This window comes from Brevundimonas staleyi (assembly GCF_041893865.1).
GTDB classification, from domain to species: domain Bacteria; phylum Pseudomonadota; class Alphaproteobacteria; order Caulobacterales; family Caulobacteraceae; genus Brevundimonas; species Brevundimonas staleyi.
This window is the reverse complement of record NZ_CP169082.1, coordinates 3,539,979-3,565,557: the sequence shown is the minus strand read 5'-3', so window position 1 is coordinate 3,565,557 and position 25,579 is coordinate 3,539,979. Positions and strand designations below refer to the sequence as shown.

The 25,579-nt window shown below is 68.4% G+C and carries 17 protein-coding genes; 11 read left to right on the top strand and 6 right to left on the bottom strand.

The window, feature by feature from the left end:
- Positions 1 to 83: 83 nt before the first annotated feature.
- From ACETK8_RS17900 to ACETK8_RS17875, 6 genes are all read right to left on the bottom strand, one after another.
- A complete protein-coding gene (locus ACETK8_RS17900; protein ID WP_374037175.1) occupies positions 84 to 1,334 on the bottom strand; it encodes an ammonium transporter in 1,251 nt (416 codons plus the stop codon).
- Positions 1,334 to 5,896, bottom strand: a complete 4,563-nt coding sequence (gene gltB, locus ACETK8_RS17895) for a glutamate synthase large subunit (RefSeq protein WP_374037174.1) — start codon at positions 5,894 to 5,896, stop codon at positions 1,334 to 1,336. The genes ACETK8_RS17900 and gltB overlap by 1 nt, the downstream gene beginning before the upstream one ends.
- A gap of 162 nt (positions 5,897 to 6,058) precedes the next feature.
- On the bottom strand, positions 6,059 to 7,486 hold the full coding sequence (locus ACETK8_RS17890) for an NAD(P)-dependent oxidoreductase (RefSeq protein ID WP_374037173.1): 1,428 nt from the start codon (positions 7,484 to 7,486) through the stop codon (positions 6,059 to 6,061).
- A 121-nt stretch (positions 7,487 to 7,607) separates the two neighbouring features.
- A complete protein-coding gene (locus ACETK8_RS17885; protein WP_374037172.1) occupies positions 7,608 to 9,047 on the bottom strand; it encodes an efflux transporter outer membrane subunit in 1,440 nt (479 codons plus the stop codon).
- Positions 9,044 to 12,316, bottom strand: coding sequence for an efflux RND transporter permease subunit (locus tag ACETK8_RS17880; protein ID WP_374037171.1), 3,273 nt, complete (start codon positions 12,314 to 12,316; stop codon positions 9,044 to 9,046). Before ACETK8_RS17880 ends, ACETK8_RS17885 begins: the two co-directional genes overlap by 4 nt.
- A gap of 10 nt (positions 12,317 to 12,326) precedes the next feature.
- The gene (locus ACETK8_RS17875) at positions 12,327 to 13,517 is read right to left on the bottom strand and encodes an efflux RND transporter periplasmic adaptor subunit (RefSeq protein ID WP_374037170.1); all 1,191 of its coding nucleotides are present in this window, start codon (positions 13,515 to 13,517) and stop codon (positions 12,327 to 12,329) included.
- A gap of 187 nt (positions 13,518 to 13,704) precedes the next feature.
- On the opposite strand from ACETK8_RS17875, the gene ACETK8_RS17870 reads away from it, so the two are divergent.
- From ACETK8_RS17870 to ACETK8_RS17820, 11 genes are all read left to right on the top strand, one after another.
- A complete protein-coding gene (locus ACETK8_RS17870; protein WP_374037169.1) occupies positions 13,705 to 14,274 on the top strand; it encodes a TetR/AcrR family transcriptional regulator in 570 nt (189 codons plus the stop codon).
- Positions 14,275 to 14,518: 244 nt separating this feature from the next.
- On the top strand, positions 14,519 to 14,671 hold the full coding sequence (locus tag ACETK8_RS17865) for a hypothetical protein (protein WP_374037168.1): 153 nt from the start codon (positions 14,519 to 14,521) through the stop codon (positions 14,669 to 14,671).
- Positions 14,672 to 14,771: 100 nt separating this feature from the next.
- Entirely contained in the window at positions 14,772 to 16,526 is a 1,755-nt protein-coding gene (locus ACETK8_RS17860; RefSeq protein WP_374037167.1) for a dihydroxy-acid dehydratase, read from the top strand.
- A gap of 3 nt (positions 16,527 to 16,529) precedes the next feature.
- Entirely contained in the window at positions 16,530 to 17,540 is a 1,011-nt protein-coding gene (gene ilvC, locus ACETK8_RS17855; RefSeq protein WP_374037166.1) for a ketol-acid reductoisomerase, read from the top strand.
- A 35-nt stretch (positions 17,541 to 17,575) separates the two neighbouring features.
- Positions 17,576 to 19,300: an acetolactate synthase 2 catalytic subunit gene (gene ilvG, locus ACETK8_RS17850; protein WP_374037165.1), complete on the top strand. Its 1,725-nt coding sequence runs from the start codon at positions 17,576 to 17,578 to the stop codon at positions 19,298 to 19,300.
- Positions 19,300 to 19,560: an ACT domain-containing protein gene (locus tag ACETK8_RS17845; RefSeq protein ID WP_374037164.1), complete on the top strand. Its 261-nt coding sequence runs from the start codon at positions 19,300 to 19,302 to the stop codon at positions 19,558 to 19,560. Before ilvG ends, ACETK8_RS17845 begins: the two co-directional genes overlap by 1 nt.
- Positions 19,557 to 20,774: a 2-isopropylmalate synthase gene (locus ACETK8_RS17840; RefSeq protein WP_374037163.1), complete on the top strand. Its 1,218-nt coding sequence runs from the start codon at positions 19,557 to 19,559 to the stop codon at positions 20,772 to 20,774. The genes ACETK8_RS17845 and ACETK8_RS17840 overlap by 4 nt, the downstream gene beginning before the upstream one ends.
- Positions 20,761 to 22,218, top strand: a complete 1,458-nt coding sequence (gene leuC, locus ACETK8_RS17835) for a 3-isopropylmalate dehydratase large subunit (protein WP_374037162.1) — start codon at positions 20,761 to 20,763, stop codon at positions 22,216 to 22,218. The genes ACETK8_RS17840 and leuC overlap by 14 nt, the downstream gene beginning before the upstream one ends.
- Positions 22,211 to 22,801, top strand: a complete 591-nt coding sequence (gene leuD, locus ACETK8_RS17830) for a 3-isopropylmalate dehydratase small subunit (RefSeq protein ID WP_374037161.1) — start codon at positions 22,211 to 22,213, stop codon at positions 22,799 to 22,801. The genes leuC and leuD overlap by 8 nt, the downstream gene beginning before the upstream one ends.
- A complete protein-coding gene (leuB, locus tag ACETK8_RS17825) occupies positions 22,801 to 23,907 on the top strand; it encodes a 3-isopropylmalate dehydrogenase (protein WP_374037160.1) in 1,107 nt (368 codons plus the stop codon). Before leuD ends, leuB begins: the two co-directional genes overlap by 1 nt.
- A 191-nt stretch (positions 23,908 to 24,098) precedes the next feature.
- Positions 24,099 to 25,526 carry an ammonium transporter gene (locus tag ACETK8_RS17820; protein WP_374037159.1) on the top strand — a complete coding sequence of 476 codons (1,428 nt, stop codon included), beginning with the start codon at positions 24,099 to 24,101 and terminating at the stop codon, positions 25,524 to 25,526.
- The last annotated feature ends 53 nt before the right edge of the window (positions 25,527 to 25,579 follow it).

Below are 25,579 nucleotides of genomic sequence, written 5' to 3'. Positions count from 1 at the left end.
CTGACGTGTCAAAGATCAGGCCTTAGTTGGGGCGGGTCCGGCGCCGGCGCAAGACCTGTCGAGGAATAAATTCAAGAACGGTTCTAGTGAATGCTCTCGCCGTGCTGGGAGTAGTCGAGCCCCTCGACCTCGCCGTCCCTGGCGACGCGCAGGCCGGTGGTGAATTTGCAGATCATCAGGACCACGAAGGTGCCGACCGCGCTCCAGGCCATGACGGCGAGAAGGCCCACGATCTGCTTCACCACGTCCGCGCCCTCGGCCGCGCCGTTGATGGCGGTGGTGGCGAAGACGCCGGTCAGGACGGCGCCGACGATGCCGCCGACCCCGTGGATGCCGAAGGCGTCCAGGCTGTCGTCGTACTTCAGGGCGTGCTTCAGCCAGACCGCGCCGGCGTAGCAGGCCGGGCCGCCGATCAGGCCGATGAGGAAGGCGCCCTTTGGATCGACGAAGCCGGCCGCCGGGGTGATGGCGACCAGACCGCCGACGATGCCGGACAGAAGGCCCAGCAGGGTGGGGCGCTTCTTCTCGATCCACTCGATGACCATCCAGCCGAGCGCGGCGGCGGCCGGGGCGATGATCGTGTTCAGGGCGGCGACGGCGGCGATGCCGTCGGCGGCCCAGGCGCTGCCCGCGTTGAAGCCGAGCCAGCCGACGAACAAGAGGCCCGTGCCGATGGCGGTGTAGGCGAGGTTGGCGGGGGCCATGTTGTCCCGTCCGAAGCCGTGGCGAGGGCCGAGCACGAGGGCGCAGACGAGGCCGGCGACACCCGCATTGACGTGGACGACCGCCCCGCCCGCGAAGTCCAGCACGCCCCAGGAGCCGAGGTAGCCGCCGCCCCAGACCTGATGGCAGATCGGCGCATAGACGATCAGGTGCCACAGGGCGAAGAACAGAAGGCTGGCCGAGAACTTCATCCGCTCGGCGAAGGCCCCGGCGATCAGGGCCGGGGTGATGATGGCGAAGGTCAGCTGGTAGGCGATCCAGAGATATTCGGGAAGGGCGGGCGACAGGCTGTGCGCCGTGTTGATCCGCACCCCGTCGAGGAAGACCGCCTGAAGACCGCCGATGACGCCGTTGGTCGCCGGGCCTGACGCGCCGAACGACAGGCTGTAGCCGGCGATGAACCAGAGCACCGTCACCACCATCAGGGCCGCCGTCGAGGCCGCGATGGTGGAGATGATGTTCTTCTTCCGCACCATGCCGCCGTAGAACAGCGCCAGGCCCGGCAGGGTCATCATCAGGACCAGAGCCGTCGACACCAGGATCCAGCCGGTCGCCGCCCCGTCGATGACGAGCGGCGCCTGGTGGGCGAGGAGCGGCGGCGCGCCGGTCATCAGGCGGGGACCGCCTCTCCGGCGTCGATCTTGCGCTCGGCCTCGGCCACGGGGGTCGGGACGATGCGGACGAACCGCTTCAGGCTGTCGGACCAGGCGCCCAGCAGGCGGCGCGCGAGAGGCGATCCGGTCGCGGCCAGATGGGCCTCGATCAGGGCCTTCAGACGCTCGCCCGCCGCCGCGTTGACCGGGGCGAAGGAGGCGAGGTCGCCGTTCAGGGCCAGGCCGGTCCGGCCCGCGTCGTCCAGCACGAACAGCTCGCCCCCCGACATGCCGGCGGCCAGGTTCCAGCCGACCGGACCCAGGATCGCGACGCGACCGCCGGTCATGTATTCGCAGGCGTGGGCGCCGGCGCCCTCGACCACGGCCTGGGCGCCGGAGTTCCGCACCGCGAACCGCTCGCCCGCCGAACCGGCGACGAACAGGCGACCGGAGGTGGCGCCGTACAGGGTGGTGTTGCCGATGGCGGGCTGGTGCTCGCGCCACTCGACGGGCTTCACCACGATGTCGGCGCCGGACAGGCCCTTGCCGACATAGTCGTTGCCCTCGCCGGTCAGTTCCAGCTTCAGGCCTTTGGCCCCGAAGGCGCCGAAGGACTGGCCGGCCGATCCGTTCAGCTTCAGCGTCAGGACGCCGGTCGGGCCGGTCGGGCCCCAACGGCGCACGATGGCCGATGACACCCCAGCGCCGATGGTGCGCATGACGTTGGAGATCGGATAGGTCAGCTCCGAGGTCTGGCCGCGATCCAGGAAGGCCCAGGCGTCGTTGAGGACGCGGGCGTCCAGCGTGGCGGGCACCTCGGCGCGACCCTTCTCGGCCCACAGCTTCCTCTCGGCGGCCTCGACACGGACCAGGAGGGGGTTGAGGTCGAGGTCGTCCAGATGCGAACCGCCGCGACGGACCTGACGCAGCAGGTCGGTCTTGCCGACGATCTCGTCGAGGCTGCGGGCGCCCAGCATGGCCAGGTATTCGCGGACTTCCTCGGCGATGAAGGAGAACAGGTTCACGACCTTGTCGGCCGTGCCGGTGAACTTCTCGCGCAGCCGTTCGTCCTGGGAGCAGACGCCGACGGGGCAGGTGTTGGAATGGCACTGGCGCACCATCAGACAGCCCATGGCGATCAGGCTGGCCGTGCCGATGTTGAACTCCTCGGCGCCCAGGATGGCGGCGATGACGATGTCGCGGCCCGTGCGCATGCCGCCGTCGGCGCGGACGACGACGTGGGAGCGCAGGTTGTTGAGGCTGAGGACCTGATGGGTCTCGGCCAGGCCGATTTCCCACGGCAGGCCGGCGTGCTTGATCGACGACTGGGGCGAGGCGCCCGTGCCGCCGTTGTGGCCGGCGATCAGGATGGCGTCGGCTTTTGCTTTCGCGACGCCGGACGCGATGGCGCCGATGCCCGAGGCGGAGACCAGTTTCACCGTGACGCGGCAGTCGGGGTTGATCGACTTCAGGTCGTAGATGAGCTGGGCCAGGTCCTCGATCGAGTAGATGTCGTGGTGCGGCGGCGGCGAGATCAGGGTCTGGCCGGGCGTGGAGTGGCGCATCCGGGCGATGAATTCGGTGACCTTGAAGCCGGGCAGCTGGCCGCCCTCGCCGGGCTTCGCTCCTTGCGCCACCTTGATCTCGATCTCGCGGCACTGGTTCAGATATTCGGCGGTGACGCCGAACCGGCCGGACGCGATCTGCTTGACCGCCGAGTTCATGTTGTCGCCGTCAGGGCGCGTGGCGTAGCGCTCCGGATCCTCGCCGCCCTCGCCCGAGACCGAGCGGGCGCCGATGCGGTTCATGGCGACGTTCAGGACGCCGTGCGCCTCGGGCGACAGGGCGCCCAGCGACATGCCGGGGGTCAGGAAGCGCTTGCGGATATCCGAGACGCTCTCGACCTCATGGATCGGCACGGGCGTGAGGCCTTCGCGCCAGTCGAGCAGGTCGCGCGGGGCGTTGTCCGGCTGTTCGCCGACGGCCTCGGTATAGGCCTTGAAGCGCTTGTAGTCGCCGCGGTTGCAGGCGTCCTGCAGGAGGTGGATCGTCTTCGCGTCGTGGGCGTGGCTCTCCTGGCCCGCGCGGATGCGGAAGAAGCCGCCGACGGCGGGCGACGGCGTCGCCTCGGTCCAGGCCTGAGCGTGGCGCTGCAGGGCGGCCCGCTCCAGACCCGCCAGACCGATGCCCGAGATGCGCGACGGGGCGCCGGGGAAGAACTCGGCCGTGACGGCGCGCGACAGGCCCAGGACCTCGAACTCGCAGCCGCCGCGATAGGCGGAGATGACGCTGATGCCCTTGCGGGCCAGGGTCTTCATCAGGCCGGCTTCCAGCGCGCCCTTGTAGTTCAGGCAGGCGCGGTTCAGCGACATGCCCGGATAGGCGCCGCGATCCAGACGCTCCTGGAACATCTCCTGCGCCAGCCACGGATTGACCGCCGTGGCGCCGACGCCGACGAGGACCGCGAAGCCGTGCGGGTCCAGAACCTCGGACGAGCGGACGACGATGGACACGAAGCTGCGCAGACCCTTGTCGGTCAGGCGGCCGTGAGCGCCGGCCGTGGCCAGGATCATGGGAACGGCCAGACGGCTTTCCGAGGCGCGTTCGTCGGTCAGGACGACCAGGCTGGAGCCTCCGGCGACGGCATGCTCGACCTGGTCCTTGATCCTGTCCAGTGCCGCCCGGAGGGCGGCGCCCGGCCGCTGGCCGGGGGCGCTACCGCTCGCGACGCGGTCGCTCGCTGCTTGAGCGCCATCGGTGTGGTCCGGCAGCGGATAGGAACAGTCGATGGTGACGGTCGAGCCGGCGCCGACGACGTCCAGCATCCGCTCGTACATGCCGGTGGTCAGGACGGGGCTGTCGAGGACGAAGACGTTCGTCTGGGCCTCTTCCTCGGCCAGGATGTTGCCGAGGTTCTTGAACCGGGTCTTCAGGCTCATGGCCCCGGCCTCGCGCAGGGGGTCGATGGGCGGGTTGGTGACCTGACTGAAGTTCTGGCGGAAATAGTGGGCCAGGGGGCGCGGCAGGTCCGACAGGACCGCCGGGGGCGTGTCGTCGCCCATGGAGCCGACCGCCTCCTTGCCGTCCTTGATCATCGGATCCAGCAGCATGTCCAGGTCTTCGCGGCTGTAGCCGGCGGCGATCTGGCGACGGGTCAGGGCCTCGCCGGTGGCGGCGCGCGGCTCGGGTCCGGGGCCGATGATCGGCTCCAGATCGACCATGTTCTCCAGCCACTCCGTATAGGGGTGGTCGGCGGCCAGGGCGTCGATGGCCTGGGCCTCGTCCAAGAGGACGCCGTTCTGGAGATCGGCGACGATCATCCGGCCGGGGCCGATGGGCAGGCGGCGCTTGATACGGCTTTCGGGCAGGCCGGCCAGACCGGCTTCGGAGCCGGCCAGCAGGAGGCCGTCGTGGGTCTCCATGGCGCGGAGCGGACGCAGGCCGTTGCGATCCTTGCCGCAGACGATCCAGCGGCCGTCGGTGGCGCAGATGGCGGCCGGGCCGTCCCAGGGCTCCATCACCGCGTTGCAGTAGGCGTAGAGCGCGCGGTGCTCGGCCTTCATCAGGCCCTCGTCGCGGGCCCAGGCCTCGGGGATCAGCAGGGCCTTGGCCATCGGCGCCGGACGGCCGGCGCGGACCAGGACCTCGAAGACGTTGTCGAGGGCGGCGCTGTCGGACCCGCCCGCCTGGACGACCGGCTTCACATCCTCGCCGTGATCTCCGAAGGCCGTGGCGGCCATGCGGATCTCATGGCTCTTCATCCAGTTGAGGTTGCCCTTCAGCGTGTTGATCTCGCCGTTGTGGGCCAGCATGCGGAACGGCTGGGCCAGCCGCCATTCGGGGAAGGTGTTGGTCGAATAGCGCTGGTGGAAGATGGCGTAGGCCGACTGGAAGGTCGGATCCAAGAGGTCGGGATAGAGCTGGTCCAGCAGTTCGGCGCGGACCATGCCCTTGTAGATCAGCGACCGCGCCGACAGGGAGCAGATGTAGAAACCGGGCACGGCCTCGGCGGCCACGGCGCCCTCGATGCGGCGACGGACCAGATAGAGTTCGCGCTCCAGCGCCTCGGAATCGTCGATCAGGTCGGCTGGGACAGCGAGCATGATCTGTTCGATCTCGGGCCGGGTGGCGTCGGCTTTTGAGCCGACGACGCTGAGGTCGATCGGGGTCTGGCGCCAGCCGTAGATGTAGAAGCCGGCGCGCAGCACCTCGGTCTCGACGATGGCGCGGGCGCGGTCCTGGGCGCCCAGATCGGTGCGCGGCAGGAAGATCTGGCCGATGGCGATGGGGCCGGGACGAAGCGTCTGGCCGATCATCCGCACCTGTTCGGCGAAGAAGGCCTGGGGCGCCTCGACCATCAGGCCGGCGCCGTCGCCCGACAGGCCGTCGGGATCGACCGCGCCCCGGTGGGCGACGTTCTTCAGCGACTGGATGGCGTGGACGACCACCTCGCGGCGCGGCTTGCCGTCGATGGCGGCGACGAGGCCGACGCCGCAGGCGTCCTTCTCCGACGAAGGCTCATAGGCGCCGGCGTCGATCAGGCGTTGGCGGTCTGTTTGATATTGCTGCAGCCAAGTCATTTCAGTCTCTTCCCAATCCGCTCATCCCCGCGAAAGCGGGGACCCAGTTCTTTCGCGAGGCACAAAGCTCGGGACTGGATTTTCGGGGATTGATGGAAAGGCCGGAGCGCCCAAAGCACTGGGTCCCCGCTTTCGCGGGGATGAGCGGAAATGTGTGGAGGGTCATGCCGCCACCCCTTCGGCCTGGGCCTTGAGGTAACGGTCGATCTCGGCGGCGGCGTCCTGGCCGTCGCGGACGGCCCAGACGACGAGGGAGGCGCCGCGCACGGCGTCGCCCGCCGCATAGACGCCGGGCAGGGAGGTGGCGAAGCCGCCGCGCGCGACGGCGACCGTGTTCCACTGGCTCAGCGACAGTTCGGGGCTGTGGGCGGCGAAGGCCTCGGGCTCGAAGCCCAGGGCCTCGATGACCATGTCGGCGGGCAGGTCGAAGTCGCCGTCGGGGACCGGGACGATGTCGCGGCGCTTGCCGAACTCGGGTTCCGACAGGGCCATGCGCGCGGCGCGGACGGCGGAGGTCGAGCCGCCCTTCGACATCAAGGCCTTGGGCGCGCCCAGCCATTCGAAGACGACGCCTTCCTCCTCGGCGTTGGCGACCTCGCGGGCCGAGCCCGGCATGTTGTCGCGGTCGCGGCGATAGAGGCAGGTGACGGACTTCGCGCCCTGGCGCACGGCGGTGCGGACGCAGTCCATGGCCGTGTCGCCGCCGCCGATGACGACGACGTCGCGGCCCTCGGCGTGATGCCAGCCGCCGTCCTGTTCGCCCAGGTCGCGACGGTTCTGATGGATCAGATAGTCGAGGGCGGCGACGGTCGAGCCGGGGCCGGCGCCCGGCGCCTGGAGCGCGCGGGCCTGATAGACGCCCATCGCCAGGAGGACCGCGTCATGCTTGTCGCGCAGCTGGTCCAGGGTGACGTCCTTGCCGACCTCGCAGTTCAGCACGAACTCCACCCCGCCTTCGGCAAGGCGATCGGTGCGCCGCTGGACGACGCGCTTCTCCAGCTTGAAGCCGGGGATGCCGTAGATCAGGAGGCCGCCGGGGCGGTCGTGGCGGTCGTAGATCGTGACCTGATAGCCCTGCTCGCGCAGACGGTCGGCGGCGGCCATGCCGGCGGGACCGGCGCCGACGATGCCGACGGACTGGGCGCGTTCATGCAGGGGGCGGATGGGTTCGACCCAGCCGTTGTCGAAGGCGGTGTCGCCGATGAAGGCCTCGACCGAGCCGATGGTCACGGCTTCCCAGCCGGACTGGTTCAGGGTGCAGGAGCCCTCGCACAGACGGTCCTGCGGACAGATGCGGCCGCAGATCTCGGGCATGGTCGAGGTGGCCGAGGCGATGCGCCAGGCCTCGCGCATCTCGTCCTCCGCCGACAGGCCCAGCCAGTCGGGGATGTTGTTCTGAAGCGGGCAGGCGTTCTGGCAGAAGGGCACGCCGCAGTCGGTGCAGCGGCCGGCCTGGACCTCGACGTTCTCGGTGGTCGGTTTGACGATGATCTCGCCGAAATCCTGCACGCGCACGGACGCTTCCGCCTTGGGCAGGCGGCGCGGTTGGACGACGAACCCTTGCGGTCCGGATGGGCCTTTCTGTTGCATGGCAACATATAAAGCTGCGACCGGGCGTCAGCGCAAATGATTTCCCCATTCCGGGGTCAGATCATGCGTCATGAGCATGAAATGACCCTGATCTGAGAATGGATCGCGATTTATTGCGCGATCAGCCTTGGTCCCAGCCCCCCGCCAGCGCCTTGAACAGGGCGATCTGGTAGGTGGTGACCAGGGCGTCCGACTGAGCCAGGGCCGCGTCGGCCGCGGCCTGGGTGCGTTCGGCGTCAAGCACCGACAGGAAGCTGTCGGCGCCCGCTTCGAACCGCAGGCGAGCCAGACGGGCGGCGTTGGCGGCCTGATCCCGCGCCTCGGTCAGGGCCGCGCGGCGGTCCAGTTCGTTGGCGTAGTTGGTCAGCGCCGTTTCGGTCTCCTGCAGGGCCAGCAGAACCGTCTGGTCGAAGGTCGCCAGGGCCGCGTCGGTGCGGGCGTCGGCGGCCTCGATCCGGGCGCGGGTGGCCAGGATGTTCGGGAAGCTCCAACTGATCAGCGGGCCGAACGAGAACCGGTACGAGGTGTCGTCGCCCAGATCCGAGGCGTCCAGCGCCGTCGAACCGATCGACCCGCCCAGCGAGATGGTCGGGAAGAGCGAGGCGGTGGCGACATTGACCCGCGCGGCGGCGCCGGCCAGGGCGCGTTCCGCCTGACGGATGTCGGGACGGCGGGCCAGCAGCGCCGCGCCGTCGCCGACCGGGATCGGTTGCGACAGCTGCGGCGGACGCTGACACGACCGGGCGGCTTGCGACGCCTCGGCCGGGGTGACGCCGGTCAGTGTGGCGAGACGATAGAGGGCGCCGTCACGCTGGGCCCGCAGGGTCGGCAACTGAGCCCGAGTGGAAGCCAGGGCGGACTGGGCGCGGGCGGTGTCGAGGCCCGTCCCGGCGCCGCCTTCCAGCAGACGCTGGGTCAGGTCGGCGGTGTTCTGCTGCAGACCGATGGTGCGTTCGGCGACCGCGATCTGGGCGTTGGCGGAACAGGCGTCGGCATAGGCGCGGGCCGTCTCGGCCGCGACCGTGACGCGGACCACGTCGAGGGCGGCCGCCTGGGCGTCCGCATCGGCGCGGGCGGCGCGGATGGTCGAGGCGACCCGGCCGAACAGGTCGATCTCATAGGAGGCGTCCAGACCGGCGGAGTAGGTGTCGATCTCGGGCGCGTCCTGACCCGGCGCCAAGCCGGGCGTCACCGCCGCCGAGGCCCGGCTGCGGGTCGCCGAGGCCGTGGTGTTGGTCGTGGGCAGCAGGCCGGACCGCGCTTCCGACAGGCTGGCCCGCACGGCGCGCAGATTGGCGACGGCGGCTTCCAGCTGGTTGTTCTGCGCGAAGGCCTGTTCGATCAGGCCGTCCAGGGTGGGGTCGGCATAGAGCCGCCACCAGTCGCTGCGCGCCTCCGCCGTCGAGGTCGCGCCGTTGGCGGACCCGAGCGGCGAACTTACGAAGGCGCCCGACGCGAGGGGGGGGAGAGAGGCGTCGGGCGCCCTCGGCCCGACCGCGCAGGCGGCCAGCAGGGCGGAGGCTGCGCACGCGGTCAGGAGGGGGGTGAGCTTCAGGGTCATGCGGCGTCTCCCGAGCGCGGCGCGTTGAGGGCCGGCGTGGGCTGCGAGTGGAGGTCGTTGTCCGAAGGCGTGCCGGTCGTCGGGGTCACGCTGGGGCTCTCGGGACGCTTGGGCAGGCGCGAGGCCAGGCCGCGGCAGATCACGTAGAACACCGGCGTGAAGATCAGACCGAAGACGGTCACCCCGATCATGCCGAAGAAGACGGCGGCGCCGAGCGAGCGGCGCATTTCGGCGCCGGCGCCCTCGGCCAGGATCAGGGGCAGCACGCCCAGGATGAAGGCGAAGGACGTCATCAGGATCGGACGCAGACGGGTCTGGGCCGCGTGGACGGCGGCGTCCCAGCGATCCATGCCGTGTTCGTCCTCGTTCTGCTTGGCGAACTCCACGATCAGGATGGCGTTCTTGGCCGCGAGCGCGATCAGGACCACCAGTCCGACCTGGACCAGGATGTTGTTGTCCAGACCCATGGCGTTCACCCCCAGCATGGCGGCGAGCAGACACATGGGCACGATCAGGATGACCGCCAGCGGAAGCGTGAACGCCTCGTACTGGGCCGCCAGAACCAGGAAGACCAGAAGCACCGCGACCACGAAGATCAGGGTCGCGCCGCCGGAAGCCTGCTTCTCCTGATAGGCCAGGCCGGTCCACTCGTAGGTGAAGCCCTGCGGCAGGGTCTGGGCGGCCATGTTCTCCATGATGCCCAGGGCCGAACCGGAGGATACGCCCGGCGCGCCCTGACCCTGCAGCTCGGCCGCCGGGAACAGGTTGTAACGGACGATCCGCGACGGACCGGACGTCTCACGCAGGGTGGCCACCGAACCCAGGGGCACCATGGCGCCTGAGGCCGAACGGACTTTCAGGTTGCCGATGTCGGCCATGTCGTCGCGATAGGCCGGCTCCGCCTGCGCCGTCACCCGGAAGGTGCGGCCCAGCATGTTGAAGTCGTTGACGTAGGACGAGCCCAGATAGATCCCCATCGTGTTGAACACGTCGGAGGGCTGGACCCCCATCATCAGGGCCTTGTCGCGGTCGACGTCGGCTTCCACGCGCGGCGAGGCGGTGTTGTAGGTCGAGAAGACCTGCTGCACCTCGGTCGGCGCCTGGGCCGCGGCGCCCATCATGGCGAAGGTCGCGCCTTCCAGGGCCTGATAGCCCGCGCCGCCCGTATCCTGGATCATCATGGCGAAGCCGTTGCCGGTGCCCAGGCCCTGAATGGCCGGAGGCGCGATGACGAAGATGTTGGCGTTCTGGATGCCCGCGGCGGCGCCGGTGATGGCGCCGGCCAGGGCGTTGGCGGTGGTCTCGCGCGTCGTGCGGTCCTTGTAGTCGTTCAGACGCACGAACAGGGTCGCGGCGTTGGAACCGAACGAGAAGCTGGTTCCGTCCAGACCCGCGAAGGCCACGGTGCCCTCCACGCCGTCGGTGCCTTCCATGATCTCGCGCGCCTGCTGCATCACGGCGTTGGTGCGCTCCAGCGACGAACCGGCCGGAAGCTGGACGACGCCGATCAGGAAGCCCTGATCCTGTTCGGGAATGAAGCCCGACGGGGTGTCGATGAGGCGCCAGGTCGTGAGGCCCAGCAGACCGGCGTAGATCACCAGCATGATGGCCACGGTGCGGACCAGGCGGGCCGTCAGGCGGCCGTACTTGTCCGACAGCCAGTCGAAGCCCTCGTTGAACTTACGACCGGCCCAGCCGCCATAGTATTTGGCGCGGCCGAACAGGCTGGTCGGACGCCTGGCGGCCTCGTCGTGGTGGACATGCGGCTTCAGCAGCATGGCGGCCATGGCCGGCGACAGCGTCAGCGACACGAACAGCGAGGTGACCGAGGCCGCCGCGATGGTCACGGCGAACTGGCGATAGAAGATGCCCGGGATGCCCGGCACGAACATGGTCGGGATGAACACCGAGACCAGCACCAGGCCGATGGCGATCAGGGCGCCCGACACCTCCTGCATGGACCGGTAGGCGGCTTCCTTGGGCGATAGCCCCTCGCGGATGTAGCGCTCCACGTTCTCGACCACGACGATGGCGTCATCGACCACGATGCCGACCGCGAGCACGAGGGCCAGCAGGGACAGGGAGTTGATCGAATAGCCGAGCGCCAGCTGGACCGCGAAGGTGGCGACCAGGGCGATCGGGATGGCCACGATCGGGATGATCGCCGCGCGCCACGACTGCAGGAAGATCAGCACCACGAGCACGACCAGAATGATCGCCTCGATCAGGGTGTGCTCGACCGAGGACACGGAGGCCTCGACGAACTCGGTCGGGTTATAGGCGACCTGGACGTCCATGCCCTGGGGCATGGAGGCCTTCATGGTCTCGACCTCGGCCAGGACCCGTTCGGCGGTGCCCAGGGCGTTGGCGCCCGGTTGCTGAACGATGGCGATGCCGACGCCGCGCTGGCCGTCGAAATAGCCCTCGATGCCGTAGTCCTGGGCGCCGAGTTCGACGCGGGCGACGTCGCGGATGCGGGTCACGCGGCCTTCGGCGTCGGTCTTGATGACGATGTTGGCGAACTCGTCAGGGCTGGAAAGGCGGCCCTGAACCTGGATCGGCTGCTGGAAGGCGGAGGCGTTGGTGGCGAAGGGCGGCTGGCCGATGGAGCCGGCCGCGGCCTGGATGTTCTGGCCTTGCAGGGCGGTGGTGATGTCCGAGGCGTTCAGACCGCGAGCCGCGGCCTTGGCCGGGTCGATCCAGACGCGCATCGAATAGTTGCCGCCGCCGAAGATGGTGACGTTGCCGACGCCCTCGACGCGCAACAGGCGGTCGCGGATCGTGGAGTTGGCGTAGTTGCCGACGTAGTCGTTATCCAGGACGTTCCCGGGCGAGGTGAGCCCGAGGATCATCAGGAAGCCCGACTCCTGCTTGTTCACGACCACGCCGACCTGACGCACCGCCGCCGGAAGGCGGGGTTCGGCCAGCGCCACACGGTTCTGGACCAGCACCTGGGCGGCATCCAGATCGGTGCCCGGCTGGAAGGTCACGGTGATGGCCACCGCGCCGTCCGAGGTCGAGGAGGAGGAGAGATAGAGCATCCCCTGAACGCCGTTCACCTCCTGCTCGATGGGGGCGGCGACGGTCTCGGCGAGCGTCTCGGACGAGGCACCGGCGTAGGCGGTGTTGATGGTGATGGTCGGCGGCGCGATGTCCGGATACTGCGCGAGCGGCAGCAGCGGGAAGGCGAAGATCCCGACCAGGGTGATGAACACCGACAGGACGGCCGCGAAGATCGGCCTGTCGATGAAGAAGCGTGAGATGTTCATGCTCTGGGTCTCAGTCGCCGACGGTGACGGATTGAGTCAGGGCCGAGGCGGACGTGGCCGTCGCGGCGGGCGGGGCATAGGTGGTCGGGACGGATTCCGGGCGAGCCTGGCGCTGAATTCGGCCGTTGGTGGGGGCCACCTTCATGCCCGGCATGGCGCGTTGCAGGCCGTCGATGATGACGCGATCGGTCGGACGGATGCCCGAACGAATGACGCGCAGACCATCGACGAGCGGCCCCAACTGGACCGGGGTCGGGGTGACCGAACCGTCGGCGTTGACGACCGAGACGACGCGGCGGGCCTGATCCGTGCCGATGGCCGAATCGGGAACCAGCAGGGCGTCATAGGCGCCGGCGCCGGCGACGCGGGCCTGGGCGAACATGCCCGGCTTCAGGAAGTTGTCGCCGTTCGGGATGACCGCGCGCAGGCGGATGGTGCCGGACGAGGCGTCCACCGCGTTGTCGGTGAAGTCGAGCGTGCCCGTGCGGGTGAACTCGCTTTCGTCCTGCAGGCGGATGCGGACCGGGGCCGAACGTCCGGCGCGGGCGTCGCGCTGGTACTTCAGCAGCAGGGCCTCCGAGCCTTCGAAGACGAAGTAGATCGGCGAGGACGAGACGATGGTGGTCAGGACGTCGGCGGCCGACGAACCGCCGGCGACGACATTGCCCGGATCGACCCGGCGGTCCGACACGCGGCCCGAGGCCGGGGCGGTGACGCGGGTGAACTCGACATCCAGCTGGCGAGCGCGCACGGCGGCCTGGGCGGCGGCGACGTTGGCCTCGGCCGTTTCGACGGCGCCCTTGTTGGTGTCGACCTCGGCCTGGCTGACGGCTTGCGACGTCAGAAGCGCTTCCGAACGGGTCAGGTTGGTGCGGGCCAGGGTCAGCTGGGCCTGGGCCTGGGTCAGGGCGGCGCGGGCCGAAGCCAGCTGGGCCTGGGCCGGACGCGGGTCCAGGGTGAACAGGAGCTGGCCGCGCTGGACATAGTCGCCGTCACGGAAGTGGACCGCCTGGATGAAGCCGCCGACGCGGGCGCGGACCTCGACCGACGAGATGGCCTCGAATCGGCCCGTGAAGTCGTCCCAGTCGACGACGCGTTCAGCCAGCGGAACGGCCACGGTGACGGGCGCGGCAGGGGGTGGACCCTGAGCCTCCGAACGTTGCGAACAGCCATAAAGCGCGCCCGTCACGAGGACGGACACGGCAACAATCTTCAGCCTGCGCATCAGCGCAATCTCCCTGAGTGGGGCGAATTCCCTGTCTGGCGAAACGCGGATACACGGGGGAGGAGACCCGGTCATCGCCTGATGACTTACTTGTGTCCATCGGCGAGGCTTGTCAACAGCCGATGACATGGCCATACGTTTCCTAAGGTTATCGGAGATCACGTTGAGTTTCGCCGTTTGCAGCCGTCCCAGGAACGCCGCCGCCACCCGCGGCGCGATTCTCGATGCGGCCACGAAGCGATTCACGGCGGAGAGCTACGACCAGGTCGGGATGCGCGACATCGCCAAGGACGTCGGCGTCGATCCGGCCCTGATCTCCCGCTATTTCGGCTCCAAGGAAGACCTGTTCCGCCAGGTCATCGACGACTGCGGCAGCGGCCAGGACCTGATGTCCGGCGACCGCGCGACCTTCGGCGAGCGGATCGCCCACGACCTGGTCTACGGCCCCCGCAAGGAGGGCAAGCTGGCCTGGCTGCTCATCATGATGCGGTCGTCCACCTCGCCCAAGGCGCTGGAAGTCATCCAGAGGGCGTCGCGCGAAGGCTTCTATCAGCCGTTCGTCGAATGGGTCGTCGGCGAACACGCCGCGGTACGAGTACGCCTGGCGGCCGGGCTGATGATGGGTCTGTCGATCTCCAAGGATCTGGCCCACGGTCTCGAGCTTAGTCCCGAGGAGTGCGAGATGCTGAAAGACCGCATCGCCGTCCTCCTCCAAGGCTTCATCGACGGCTGATCCGTCCGGTCGCCGAGGCGTCCCAGTCCAACCTTGGAAGATTGTTGCGCGCATCGGGCCTGACTGACTGGTCGAGTTCGCCTGAAAACACGCGCTTGCCGACAAGGCTCACCGCTTGACGCCTCTCGAGCGGGAAGATTTGCTATGGATCGACGCTGAGAGCCGAATTTTGGAAATTTCTTCCAAAGCGTCTTGTGCGACGCAGCGAGTTCTGGCTTTATGCGCTGGTAAACAGGAGTTGGCCGTGAGCCAGTCGTACCGTCACACCCCGATCCGCCGCACGGCCCGCGCCGTCGCCGCCACGCGCCCCGTCGTGAGCCCGATCGCCCTGCTCACCCTTATCGTAACGGTACTCCTTGGCCTGCTCTCCGGAGCGGCGTGGATGCAACTGACCTGAACCCAACGAACATCAGGATCGACCGCAGCCACCCGCTCCCGACAGGAAGCGGGTTTTTTGTTGCGCCGATCCGAAGACCTTCTCGGAACGCCTTAAGACAATGACGCAAGATTTCACCCCGGAAGACACGGCTCCCTCGCCTCAGCGACGCAGCGCCGTCGTGACCGCCGGAGCCAACCGCGCGGCGGCGCGCAGCTATCTGCGCGCCGCCGGCATGCAGGACGAAGACTTCGACAAGCCGATGATCGCAGTGGTCAACACCTGGTCGTCGGTGACGCCGTGCAACATGCACCTGGATCGTCTGGCCAAGGACGTCCGCGCCGGCATCGTCGCGGCCGGCGGCTATCCGATCGACTTCAACACCATCGTCGTCACCGACGGCATCTCGATGGGCACGCCGGGCATGAAGGCCTCGCTGATCTCGCGCGAAGTCGTCGCCGACTCGATCGAGCTGGCGGTGCAGGGGCACCAGCTGGACGGCGTCGTCTGCATCGTCGGCTGCGACAAGACCATCCCGGCCGCCGCCATGGCCCTGGCCCGGATGGATATCCCAGGTCTGGTCTACTACGGCGGGACCATCATGCCGGGCGTCATCGGCGGCAAGGAGATCTCCATCCAGGAGGTGTTCGAGGCCATCGGCGCGCGCGGCGCCGGCACGATCGACGACGACCAGTTGAAGATGGTCGAGAGCGCGGCCTGCCCCGGCGCCGGCGCCTGCGGCGGTCAGTTCACGGCCAACACCATGGCCATGGCCCTGGCGGTCATGGGTCTGTCGCCCATGGGCGCCAACGACGTGCCCGCCGTCGATCCGATGAAGGGCGCGCAAGGTCACCGCTGCGGCGAGCTGATCGTCGAGCGCGTCTTCGCCGGCGACACGGCCCGCAAATACATCACCCGCGCCTCCTTGAAGAATGCGGCCGCCGCCGTCTCCGCCTCGGGCGGGTCGACCAACGCCGTGCTGCACCTGACCGCCATCGCCAACGAGGCGGGGATCGAGTTCGGGGTCGAGGACTGCAACACGGCCTGCGAAGAGACGCCGGTCATCTGCGACCTGAAGCCGGGCGGCCGTTTCCTGGCCTCGCACCTGTATGCGTCGGGCGGCACCCGTCTGGTGACCCAACGTCTGGCCGAGGCCGGCAAGCTGGTGAACGCTCCGACCGTTTCGGGCCGCAGCCTGTTCACCGAGGCCGCCGAGGCCGAGGAGACGCCGGGCCAGCAGGTCGTCTCGACCGTCGAGGCCCCGTTCAGCCCGCGCGGTTCCTATGCCGTGATCTACGGCGACGTCGCCCCGGACGGCGCGGTGATCAAGCTGACCGGCCACAAGGTCGATCGCTTCGAAGGCCCGGCCTGCGTCTTCGATTCGGAAGAGGACGCTTTCCACGCCGTCCAGGACGGCTCGGTGGGCGAGGGCGACGTCATCGTCATCCGCTACGAAGGCCCGCAGGGCGGTCCGGGCATGCGCGAGATGCTGCAGGTCACCGCCGCCCTGAAGGGGCGCGGCATCCACGACGTGGCCCTGATCACCGACGGTCGTTTCTCGGGCGCCAGCTACGGCTTCGTCGCCGGTCACGTCTCGCCGGAAGCGGCGGCGGGCGGGCCGATCGCCCTGATCCGCGACGGCGACCGCATCACCATCGACGTCACCGCGCGCCGCATCGATGTCGCCGCCGACCTGGCCTCGCGCCGCGAGGGTCACACTCAGCCGCCGCTGAACGCCGCCACCGGCGTCTTCGCCAAATACCGCGCCTCGGTGGCTTCGGCCTCGCAGGGCGCCGTCACCATTCCCAACCCTCCCCCCGCACAGACCAAAGAGTCGCAAAGCCGTGCGGAACATCGTCAGACGCAGGAAGCCTGAGCCATGGAAATCTACACCAACGACGACATCCGTCCCGGCGTCATCGCCGGCCAGCGCATCGCCATCATCGGCTATGGCTCGCAGGGTCGCGCCCATGCCCAGAACCTGAAGGACTCGGGCCACGACGTGATCGTCGGCGTCCGCGAGGGCGGCAAGGGCTGGAAGAACGCCAAGGCCGACGGCCTGGCCACGGCCGAACCGTCGGAGGCGGTCAAGGGCGCGGACATCATCGCCATCCTGACGCCCGACATGGCCCAGGCCGAGGTCTACAAGACCATCATCGAGCCGAACGCCAAGAAGGGTTCGGCCCTGCTGTTCGCCCACGGCTTCTCGATCATCTACGGCCGCGTGATCCCGCGCGACGACATGGACGTCATCCTGGTGGCGCCCAAGGGGCCGGGCGATCTGGTCCGTCGCGAGTTCCAGCGCGGTCGCGGCGTGCCCTCGCTGTTCGCGATCGAGAAGGACGTCACCGGCAAGGCCCGCGACCGGGCCATGGGCTACGCCAAGGGCAACGGCGGCGCGACCGGCGGCCTGCTGGAAACCACCTTCCGCGAAGAGACCGAGACGGATCTGTTCGGCGAACAGGCCGTCCTGTGCGGCGGGGCCAAGGAGCTGGTCATCGGCGGGTTCAACACCCTGGTCGAGGCCGGCTACCAGCCCGAGATCGCCTATTTCGAATGCCTGCACGAGCTGAAGCTGATCGTGGACCTGTTCTACGAAGGCGGCATCACCAAGATGAACGAGTTCATCTCGGAGACGGCCAAGTGGGGCTCCGTCTCGTCCGGCCCGCGCGTCATCAACGCCGAGACCCGCGCGCGCATGAAGGAGATCCTGACCGAGATCCAGGACGGCACCTTCGCCCGCGAATGGATCGCCGAGAACGAGGCCGGCAAGGGCGCCTATGACGACCTGGTCAAGGCCGACAGCGAGCAATTGATCGAGTCGGTCGGCGCCTCCCTGCGCGAGCGGATGGCCTGGTTGAACGCCCCCAAGGCGGCCGAAGCCGCCTGATCCCGAACCGCAAAAAAGTCAGCCCAAGAATCGCAATGTCAGCCGTCGCCACCGCCATCAGCGCCAATGCCGCCGCCGCTCCCCGGAGCGGTGCGCAGCTGCTCGTCCAGACCCTGGATCGGCTGGGCGTTGATGTGGTGTTCGGCTATCCGGGCGGCGCGATCATGCCGGTCTATGACGCCCTGACCGGTGGCGGCGTGAAGCACATCCTGGTTCGCCACGAGCAGGGCGCGGCCTTCGCCGCCGACGCCTATGCCCGGGCGACCGGGAAGGTCGGGGTCTGCATGGCGACCTCGGGTCCGGGCGCGACCAACCTGATCACCGGCATCGCCAATGCGATGATGGATTCGATCCCGATGGTCTGCATCACCGGGAACGTCGCCACCCACCTGATGGGCACCGACGCCTTCCAGGAGATCGACATCCTGGGCGTCACCCTGCCGCTGGTGAAACACAGCTGGGTCGTTCGCGACCCGGCCGATGTTCCGGCGGTCATCGAGGAAGCCTTCCACGTCGCCCGCTCGGGTCGCCCCGGTCCTGTCCTGGTCGACCTGCCCAAGGACATTCAGGTCGGGACGACGTCGGAGGACTTCGGCTTCCATATTCCGAACGAGATCGCCCCGGTCGATCACGCCGCGATCGCCGAGGCGGAACAGCTGATCCGCGCCGCAGAGCGTCCGCTGATCTATGTCGGCGGCGGGGTGAAGATCGCCGGCGCCGTGGAGGCCCTGCGCGACTTCGCCGAGCGCACCGGCATCCCCTCGGTCTCGACCCTGAACGCCCTGGGTTCGATCCGTACGGACGCGCCCGGCTTCCTGGGCATGCTGGGCATGCACGGGACCAAGGCGGCCAACGAGGCGGTGCAGGAGAGCGATCTGCTGATCGTCTTCGGCGCCCGTTTCGACGACCGCGCGACCGGCAAGCTGGCCGAGTTCGCCCCTCATGCGAAGGTCGTCCATTTCGACATCGACCCGGCCGAGATCAACAAGCTGCGGAACGCCCATGTCCCGGTCGTCGGCGACCTGAAGGCGGGCATCGAGGAGCTGACCCGGCGCGTCGCCACCGCCTCCCTGGCCATCGACCCGTGGATCATCCGTTCGACCTCGAACGCCAAGCGGAACGCCTTCCGTTACGACGCGCCGGGCGAAGGGGTCTATGCCCCGGCCCTGCTGAACGAACTGTCCAAGGCCGCCGGAGACAGCTTCGTCGCCGCCTGCGACGTCGGCCAGCATCAGATGTGGGTCGCCCAGCATTGCGAGTTCGCCCGTCCCGAAGCCCACCTGACATCGGGTGGTCTGGGCGCGATGGGCTACGGTCTGCCCGCCGGCCTGGGCGCCAAGCTGGCCCGCCCCGACGCCCACGTCGTCACCGTCTCGGGCGACGGCAGCTTCATGATGAACATCCAGGAGCTGGCGACCCTGCGCCGCTACGGCGTCGCCCTGAAGATCGTTCTGCTGGACAACTCCTCCCTGGGCCTGGTGCGCCAGTGGCAGGAGCTGTTCTTCGCCGAGAACTATTCCGAGGTCGATCTGTCGGACAATCCGGACTTCGTCGCCGTGGCCCAGGCCTTCGGCGTCGAGGCCTTCATGATCAACCAGCGGGATCAGGTCTCGGGCGGCATCGCCCGTCTGCTGGCCGCGCCGGGACCGTGCCTGATGCACGTCCTGATCGACCCCAAAGAGAACGTCTGGCCTCTGGTCCCGCCGGGCAAGAACAACGCCGAAATGCTGCACGACACGCGCTTTGAAGGAGACATGTGATGAGCGACACCATCCATATCCAGATCGACCGGGCCGATGGCTCGCTTCAGCGCCTGATCGGTCTCGTGGAGCGTCGCGGCTTCCACATCGACGGCATGAGCCTGTCGGACGAGGGCGCCATGCGCCGCGTCCAGATGCAGGTTCGCGGCCGTGACGACGGTCGCTGCACCGAGAACCTGGGCCGCCAGATCGACAAGCTGATCGGCGCGACCCGCGTGGGCTACACCGCCTCGACCCAGAGCTACGGCGCGGCGGCGTGAGCATTATCGAGCGAGTAGCCACCGACCCGAACAGGGTCATCGTCTTCGACACCACCATGCGCGACGGCGAGCAAGCGCCGGGCTTCTCCATGACGCCCGCCGACAAGGTTCGCATGGGCCGCTCCCTGAAGGCCCTGGGCGTCGACGTCATGGAGGCCGGGTTCGCCGCCGCCTCTCCGGGCGACGAGGACTGCATCCGTGCGGTCGTCGGTGAACTGGCCGAGGACGACTCGGGGCCGGTCTTCTGCTCCCTGTCGCGCTCCAACGAGGCGGATATCGACGCGTCGTATCGCGCCCTGCGCGGGACCCAGCGTCGGCGTTGCCACGTCTTCATCGGCACCAGCCCGATCCACCGCGCCGCCAAGCTGCGGATGACGCCGGATCAGGTCCTGGCCCAGGCCGTGCGTTCGGTCGAATACGCCCGCACCCATTTCCATGATGTGGAGTTCTCGGCCGAGGACGCCATCCGCACCGAGCCGGAGTTCCTGGCCGAGGTGCTGGAGGCCGCCGCCGGCGCCGGGGCCTCGACCCTGAACGTGCCGGACACGGTCGGCTATGCGACGCCGGACGAGATCGCCAACCTGTACCGGTTCCTGATCTCGAAGATCCGCCCTCGCTTCCCGAATGTGATCTTCTCGGCCCACTGCCACAACGACCTGGGTCTGGCCGTCGCCAACAGCCTGTCGGCGGTCGAGGCGGGCGTGCGGCAGGTGGAATCGACCATCAACGGCATCGGCGAACGCGCCGGCAACGCCGCCCTGGAAGAGGTGGTGATGGCCCTGCGGGTGCGGGGCGAACGCTATGGAGTCACGACCGGCATCGACACGACCAAACTGCTGGAGACCAGCCGCATGCTGAGCGAGGTCACCCACTCGCCGATCGTGCGCAACAAGGCCATCGTCGGCATCAACGCCTTCGCCCACGAGGCCGGCATCCACCAGCACGGCATGTACGCCGACGCCCGCACCTATGAGATCATGCGCCCCGAGGACGTCGGCTTCTCGGGCAGCTTCTTCGTCCTGGGCAAACACTCGGGCCGGACGGCGGTGCAGAAGCGGGCCGAGGTTCTGGGCTATCCGCTGGCGGGCGAACGGCTGAACGAGGCCTTCGCCGCCTTCAAGGCGCGGGCAGACGAGATCGGCGAGATCGACGACGCCGAGCTGATCGCCATCTGCACGGCCACGACCGAACGGGCGGACCATGTCGCAGCCTAGGACCCTGTTCGACAAGGTCTGGGACCGCCACGTCGTCACGCCGGAGACCGAGGCGACGCCGGGCGTCCTGTATATCGACCTGCATCTGGTCCACGAGGTCACCAGCCCTCAGGCCTTCACCGAGATCGAGGCGAGGGGGCTGAAGGTCCGTCGCCCGGATCGGACCTTTGCGACGCTCGACCATTCGACCCCGACCCTGCCGGCCGGTCCGGATGGGCGGAAACCCTATGTCACCGCCGAGGCCGAGGCCCAGGTGCATCGGCTGGAGGCCAACTGCGCCGCTCATGGCATCGAGCTGGCGGGCTGGGGCTCGGGCGACCGGGGCGTGGTCCATGTCATGGGGCCGGAGCTGGGCCTGACCCAGCCGGGCATGACGGTGGTCTGCGGTGACAGCCACACGGCGACCCACGGCGCCTTCGGGGCCCTGGCCTTCGGCATCGGCACCTCCGAGGTCGGGCATGTGCTGGCGACCCAATGCCTGTTGCAGCGGAAGTCGAAGGCCATGCGGGTGACCGTGACCGGCCAGCTGACGCCGGGCGTGTCGGGCAAGGATGTCGCCTTGGCCGTCATCGCCGAACTGGGCTTCGGCGGCGGCACGGGCTTCGTCATCGAATACGCCGGCGAGGCCGTGCGGTCGCTCGACATGGAAGGGCGGATGACCCTGTGCAACATGTCGATCGAAGCGGGCGCACGCGCGGGCATGATCGCGCCGGACGCCACGGCCATCGACTGGCTGCGGGGACGGAAACATGTGCCGGCCGACTATGAGGCGGCGGCGGCCGAATGGCTGGCCCTGGCCACCGATGCGGGCGCGGTCTTCGACAAGGAGGTCGTGATCGACGGCGCCGCCATCCGCCCGATGGCGACCTGGGGCACGACGCCGGACGCCGGATCTCCCATCGGGTCCAAGGTGCCGGAACCCAAGTCGGACAGCGACCGCAAGGCCTTGGCCTATATGGGCTTCGAGGCCGGCGAGACGACGACGACCCAGGCCGTCGATGTCGTCTTCATCGGCTCCTGCACCAACGGGCGTCTGCCCGACCTGCGCGCGGCGGCCGAGGTGCTGCGGGGGCGGAAGGTGAAGGCCGGCGTCCGCATGCTGGTCGTGCCGGGTTCGGAGGCCGTGCGTCGCGACGCCGAGGCCGAAGGTCTGCATCACGTCTTCACCGAGGCGGGGGCCGAATGGCGCATCCCGGGGTGCTCGATGTGCATCGCCATGAACGGGGACTTCGTCGCGCCAGGGCAACTGGCCGTCTCGACGTCGAACCGCAATTTCGAAGGCCGTCAGGGCAAGGGCGCCCGCACCATCCTGGCCAGTCCGGCGACGGCGGCGGCCTCGGCCGTGGCCGGGGTGCTGACCGATCCGCGCGTCTATCTGGAGGAGGCCGCCTCCCTCAAGCAGTCGAGCGCCGCGCGCGAGACGGTAGGGAGCTACAATGCCTAAGCCCCTGAAGGTCTTGCAGTCGCGGACCCTGGTCCTGACCCAGGCCAATATCGACACCGACCAGATCATTCCGGCCCGCTTCCTGACCACGACCGAGTCCAAGGGTCTGGGACAGAAGGCTTTCTACGACTGGCGCTATGAGGCGGACGGCTCGGCGAGGCCGGAGGCGGTGCTGAACCGGATCGATCCGAGCGAGCATCGCATCCTGGTGGCCGGTGACAATTTCGGTTGCGGGTCGTCGCGCGAGCATGCGCCGTGGGCGCTGTACGACTACGGCTTCCGGGCGGTGATCTCGACGTCAATCGCCGACATCTTCACCTCCAACGCCCTCAAGAACGGCTTCCTGCCCGTGGTCGTCGATCAGGCGACCTGGGACGATCTGGTCGCCAATCCCGAACAGGTCGTGACCATCGATCTGGAGGCCGGAGAGGTCCGTCGCGGCAACCATGCGCCCGTGTCCTTCTCGGTCGAGCCGTTCGCGCGCCAGTGCCTGCTGGACGGCGTCGACACCCTGGGCTGGCTGATGAAGTCCATGCCCGCCATCGAACAGTACGAACAAGCCCACTCTCCGGAGCCCGCGTGATGCCGAACACCGCCCCCAAGACCTACAACATCGTCCTGCTGCCCGGCGACGGCGTGGGCCCGGAAGTGACGGCGGCGGCCAAGGCCGTGCTGGGCGTCATCGCCGACTTCTATGGTCACCGGTTCGAGTTCTCCGAGCATTTGATCGGCGGGGCGGGCATCGATGCGACGGGCGATCCCCTGCCGCCCGAGACCACCGCCGCCTGTCTGGCGGCGGACGGCGTCCTCTTGGGCGCGGTCGGCGGACCGAAATGGGATGGGCAGAAGCGTCGTCCGGAAGAAGGCCTGCTGGGCATCCGCAAGGCCATGGGCCTGTTCGCCAACCTGCGCCCGCTGCAGGTCTCGCCGGTCCTGGCGCACCGCTCGCCGCTGAAGAAGGAGATCGTCGAGGGCGTCGATCTGATCGTCTTCCGCGAGCTGACCGGCGGCGTTTATTTCGGCGAAAAGACCCGCACCGATTCGATGGCGTCGGACCTGTGCATCTATTCGGTGGAAGAGATCGAGCGCGTGACCCGCGCCGCCTTCAAGACCGCCCTGCAACGTCGCGGCAAGGTGACCTCGGTCGACAAGGCCAACGTCATGGAGACCAGCCGCCTGTGGCGCGAGGTCGTGACCCGCATCCACGCCGAGGAGTTCCCGCAGGTTCAGCTGGAGCACGCCCTGGTCGACTCCATGGCCATGCACCTGATCCGCAAGCCGCGCGAATACGACGTCATCCTGACCGAGAACATGTTCGGCGACATCCTGTCGGACGAGATCTCGGTGCTGGGCGGCTCGATCGGCCTGCTGCCGTCGGCGTCGCTGGGCGAGGCGGGGCCGGGCCTGTTCGAGCCGATCCACGGCTCGGCGCCGGACATCGCCGGACAGGACCTGGCCAACCCGGTCGGGACGATTCTGTCGGCCGCCATGATGCTGCGTCACAGCCTGGAGCTGGAGGACGAGGCGACGTCGATCGAGGCCGCGGTCGCGGCGGTCCTGGCCGCCGGCGCCACAACCGCCGATCTGGGTGGCGAGCTGGGCACTCGCGCGGCGGCTGAGGCCATCATCGACGCGATCAAGGCGATCCACTGGGCCGCCACCCATCGCGTTCAGATGCACTGGGGTTAATCTTTTGGTCACGATTGCGGCGCGCGAAATGATTGTGCGTCGCAATCAAAGCCAAGGTTATATTTTGCCGATGCCGGGTGTGTCACCGGTAACATAGGAATGAAAATTGCGACGAACCCGGATATCCCTCTTGCTTTATGTGGCGGTGCAATGACAGCTTCGCAACTGCGAGATCACAGAGGGGATGCTTCATGTCGCAGTTGCTCAATCGTCTACCGGGCCTCCTGGCCCTTCTTTGTCTAACCATCGGCCTGTTCTACGCGGGCGGAGCCTTCGCGCAGGAGGCCGCTCCCACGGCTCCCGTAGCCGAGGCCGCCGCGCCCGCCGCTGACGCCGTTCCCGAAGCCGTCGCTCCCGAAGAGGAAGCGGCGGCTTCTTCACTTCTGCCCCACCAGGTCGCGCTCGAACTGGACGCCGCCGGCACCGGCTGGCTGGGCACCTCGACCGCCCTGGTCCTGCTCATGACCATGCCGGGTCTGGCCCTGTTCTACGGCGGCATGGTGCGCCGCAAGAACGTGGTGGCCACCATCACCCAGTCGGTCGGCGTCTTCGCCGTCGTCAGCCTGGTGTGGTTCGTCGCCGGCTATTCGATCGCCTTCAGCGCCAACCCGAACGAGGCGCTTCAGCCTTATGTGGGCGGCTTCGGGGCCCTGTTCCTGGACGGCGTCTCTCTGCAGACGGCCAACGCCCTGCTGCCGGGCATTCCGGAGTTCCTGTTCATCTCCTTCCAGATGACCTTCGCCATCATCACCCCGGCCCTGATCACCGGAGCCTTCGCCGAACGCTTCAAGTATTCGGCCCTGCTGCTCTTCACCGCCCTGTGGTCGCTGCTGGTCTATGCGCCGATCTGCCACTGGGTCTGGGGCGGCGGCTTCCTGGGCGGCGCCGGCGTGCTGGACTTCGCCGGCGGCGCGGTCGTTCACGTCAACTCGGGTGTGGCCGGTCTGGTCTGCGCCATCTTCCTGGGTCGTCGCAAGGGCTACGGCACCGAGCCGATCAACCCGCACAACCCTGTCCTGACCATGATCGGCGCCTCCCTGCTGCTCGTGGGCTGGATCGGCTTCAACGCCGGTTCGGCGGGCGCCGCCAGCGACCTGATGGGCGTGGCTCTGCTGAACACCATCCTGGCCGCCGCCGCCGGCGCCCTGACCTGGAAGCTGATCGAGGTCATCGAGAAGAAGAAGGTCTCGCTGATCGGCATGCTGTCGGGCGTGGTCGCCGGTCTGGTCGCCATCACCCCGGCCGCCGGCTTCGTCGATCCGAAGGGCGCGGTCATCATCGGCCTGATCGCCGGTCCGGTCTGCTACATCTCTTCGGTGTGGATCAAGAAGCTGCTTCGTTATGACGACTCGCTGGACGCCTTCGGCATTCACGGCGCGGGCGGTCTGATCGGCGCGCTTCTGACCGGCGTGTTCGCCTCCACCGCGATCAACAGCCTGGGCGAAGGGGCCAACATCCCGGTTCAGGCCCTGGGCCTGGCCTGGACGATCGCCTACTCGGCCGTCGGCACCTTCATCATCCTGATCATCTGCAAGTTCACGACCGGTCTGCGCGTGACGGATGCCCAGGAAGCCGAAGGCCTGGACACCACCCTCCACGGCGAAGCCCTGGAACACTGACCCAAACGACGCCGGGCGCGTTTCCTCCCTCGCGCCCGGCGGACTGCCCTAGA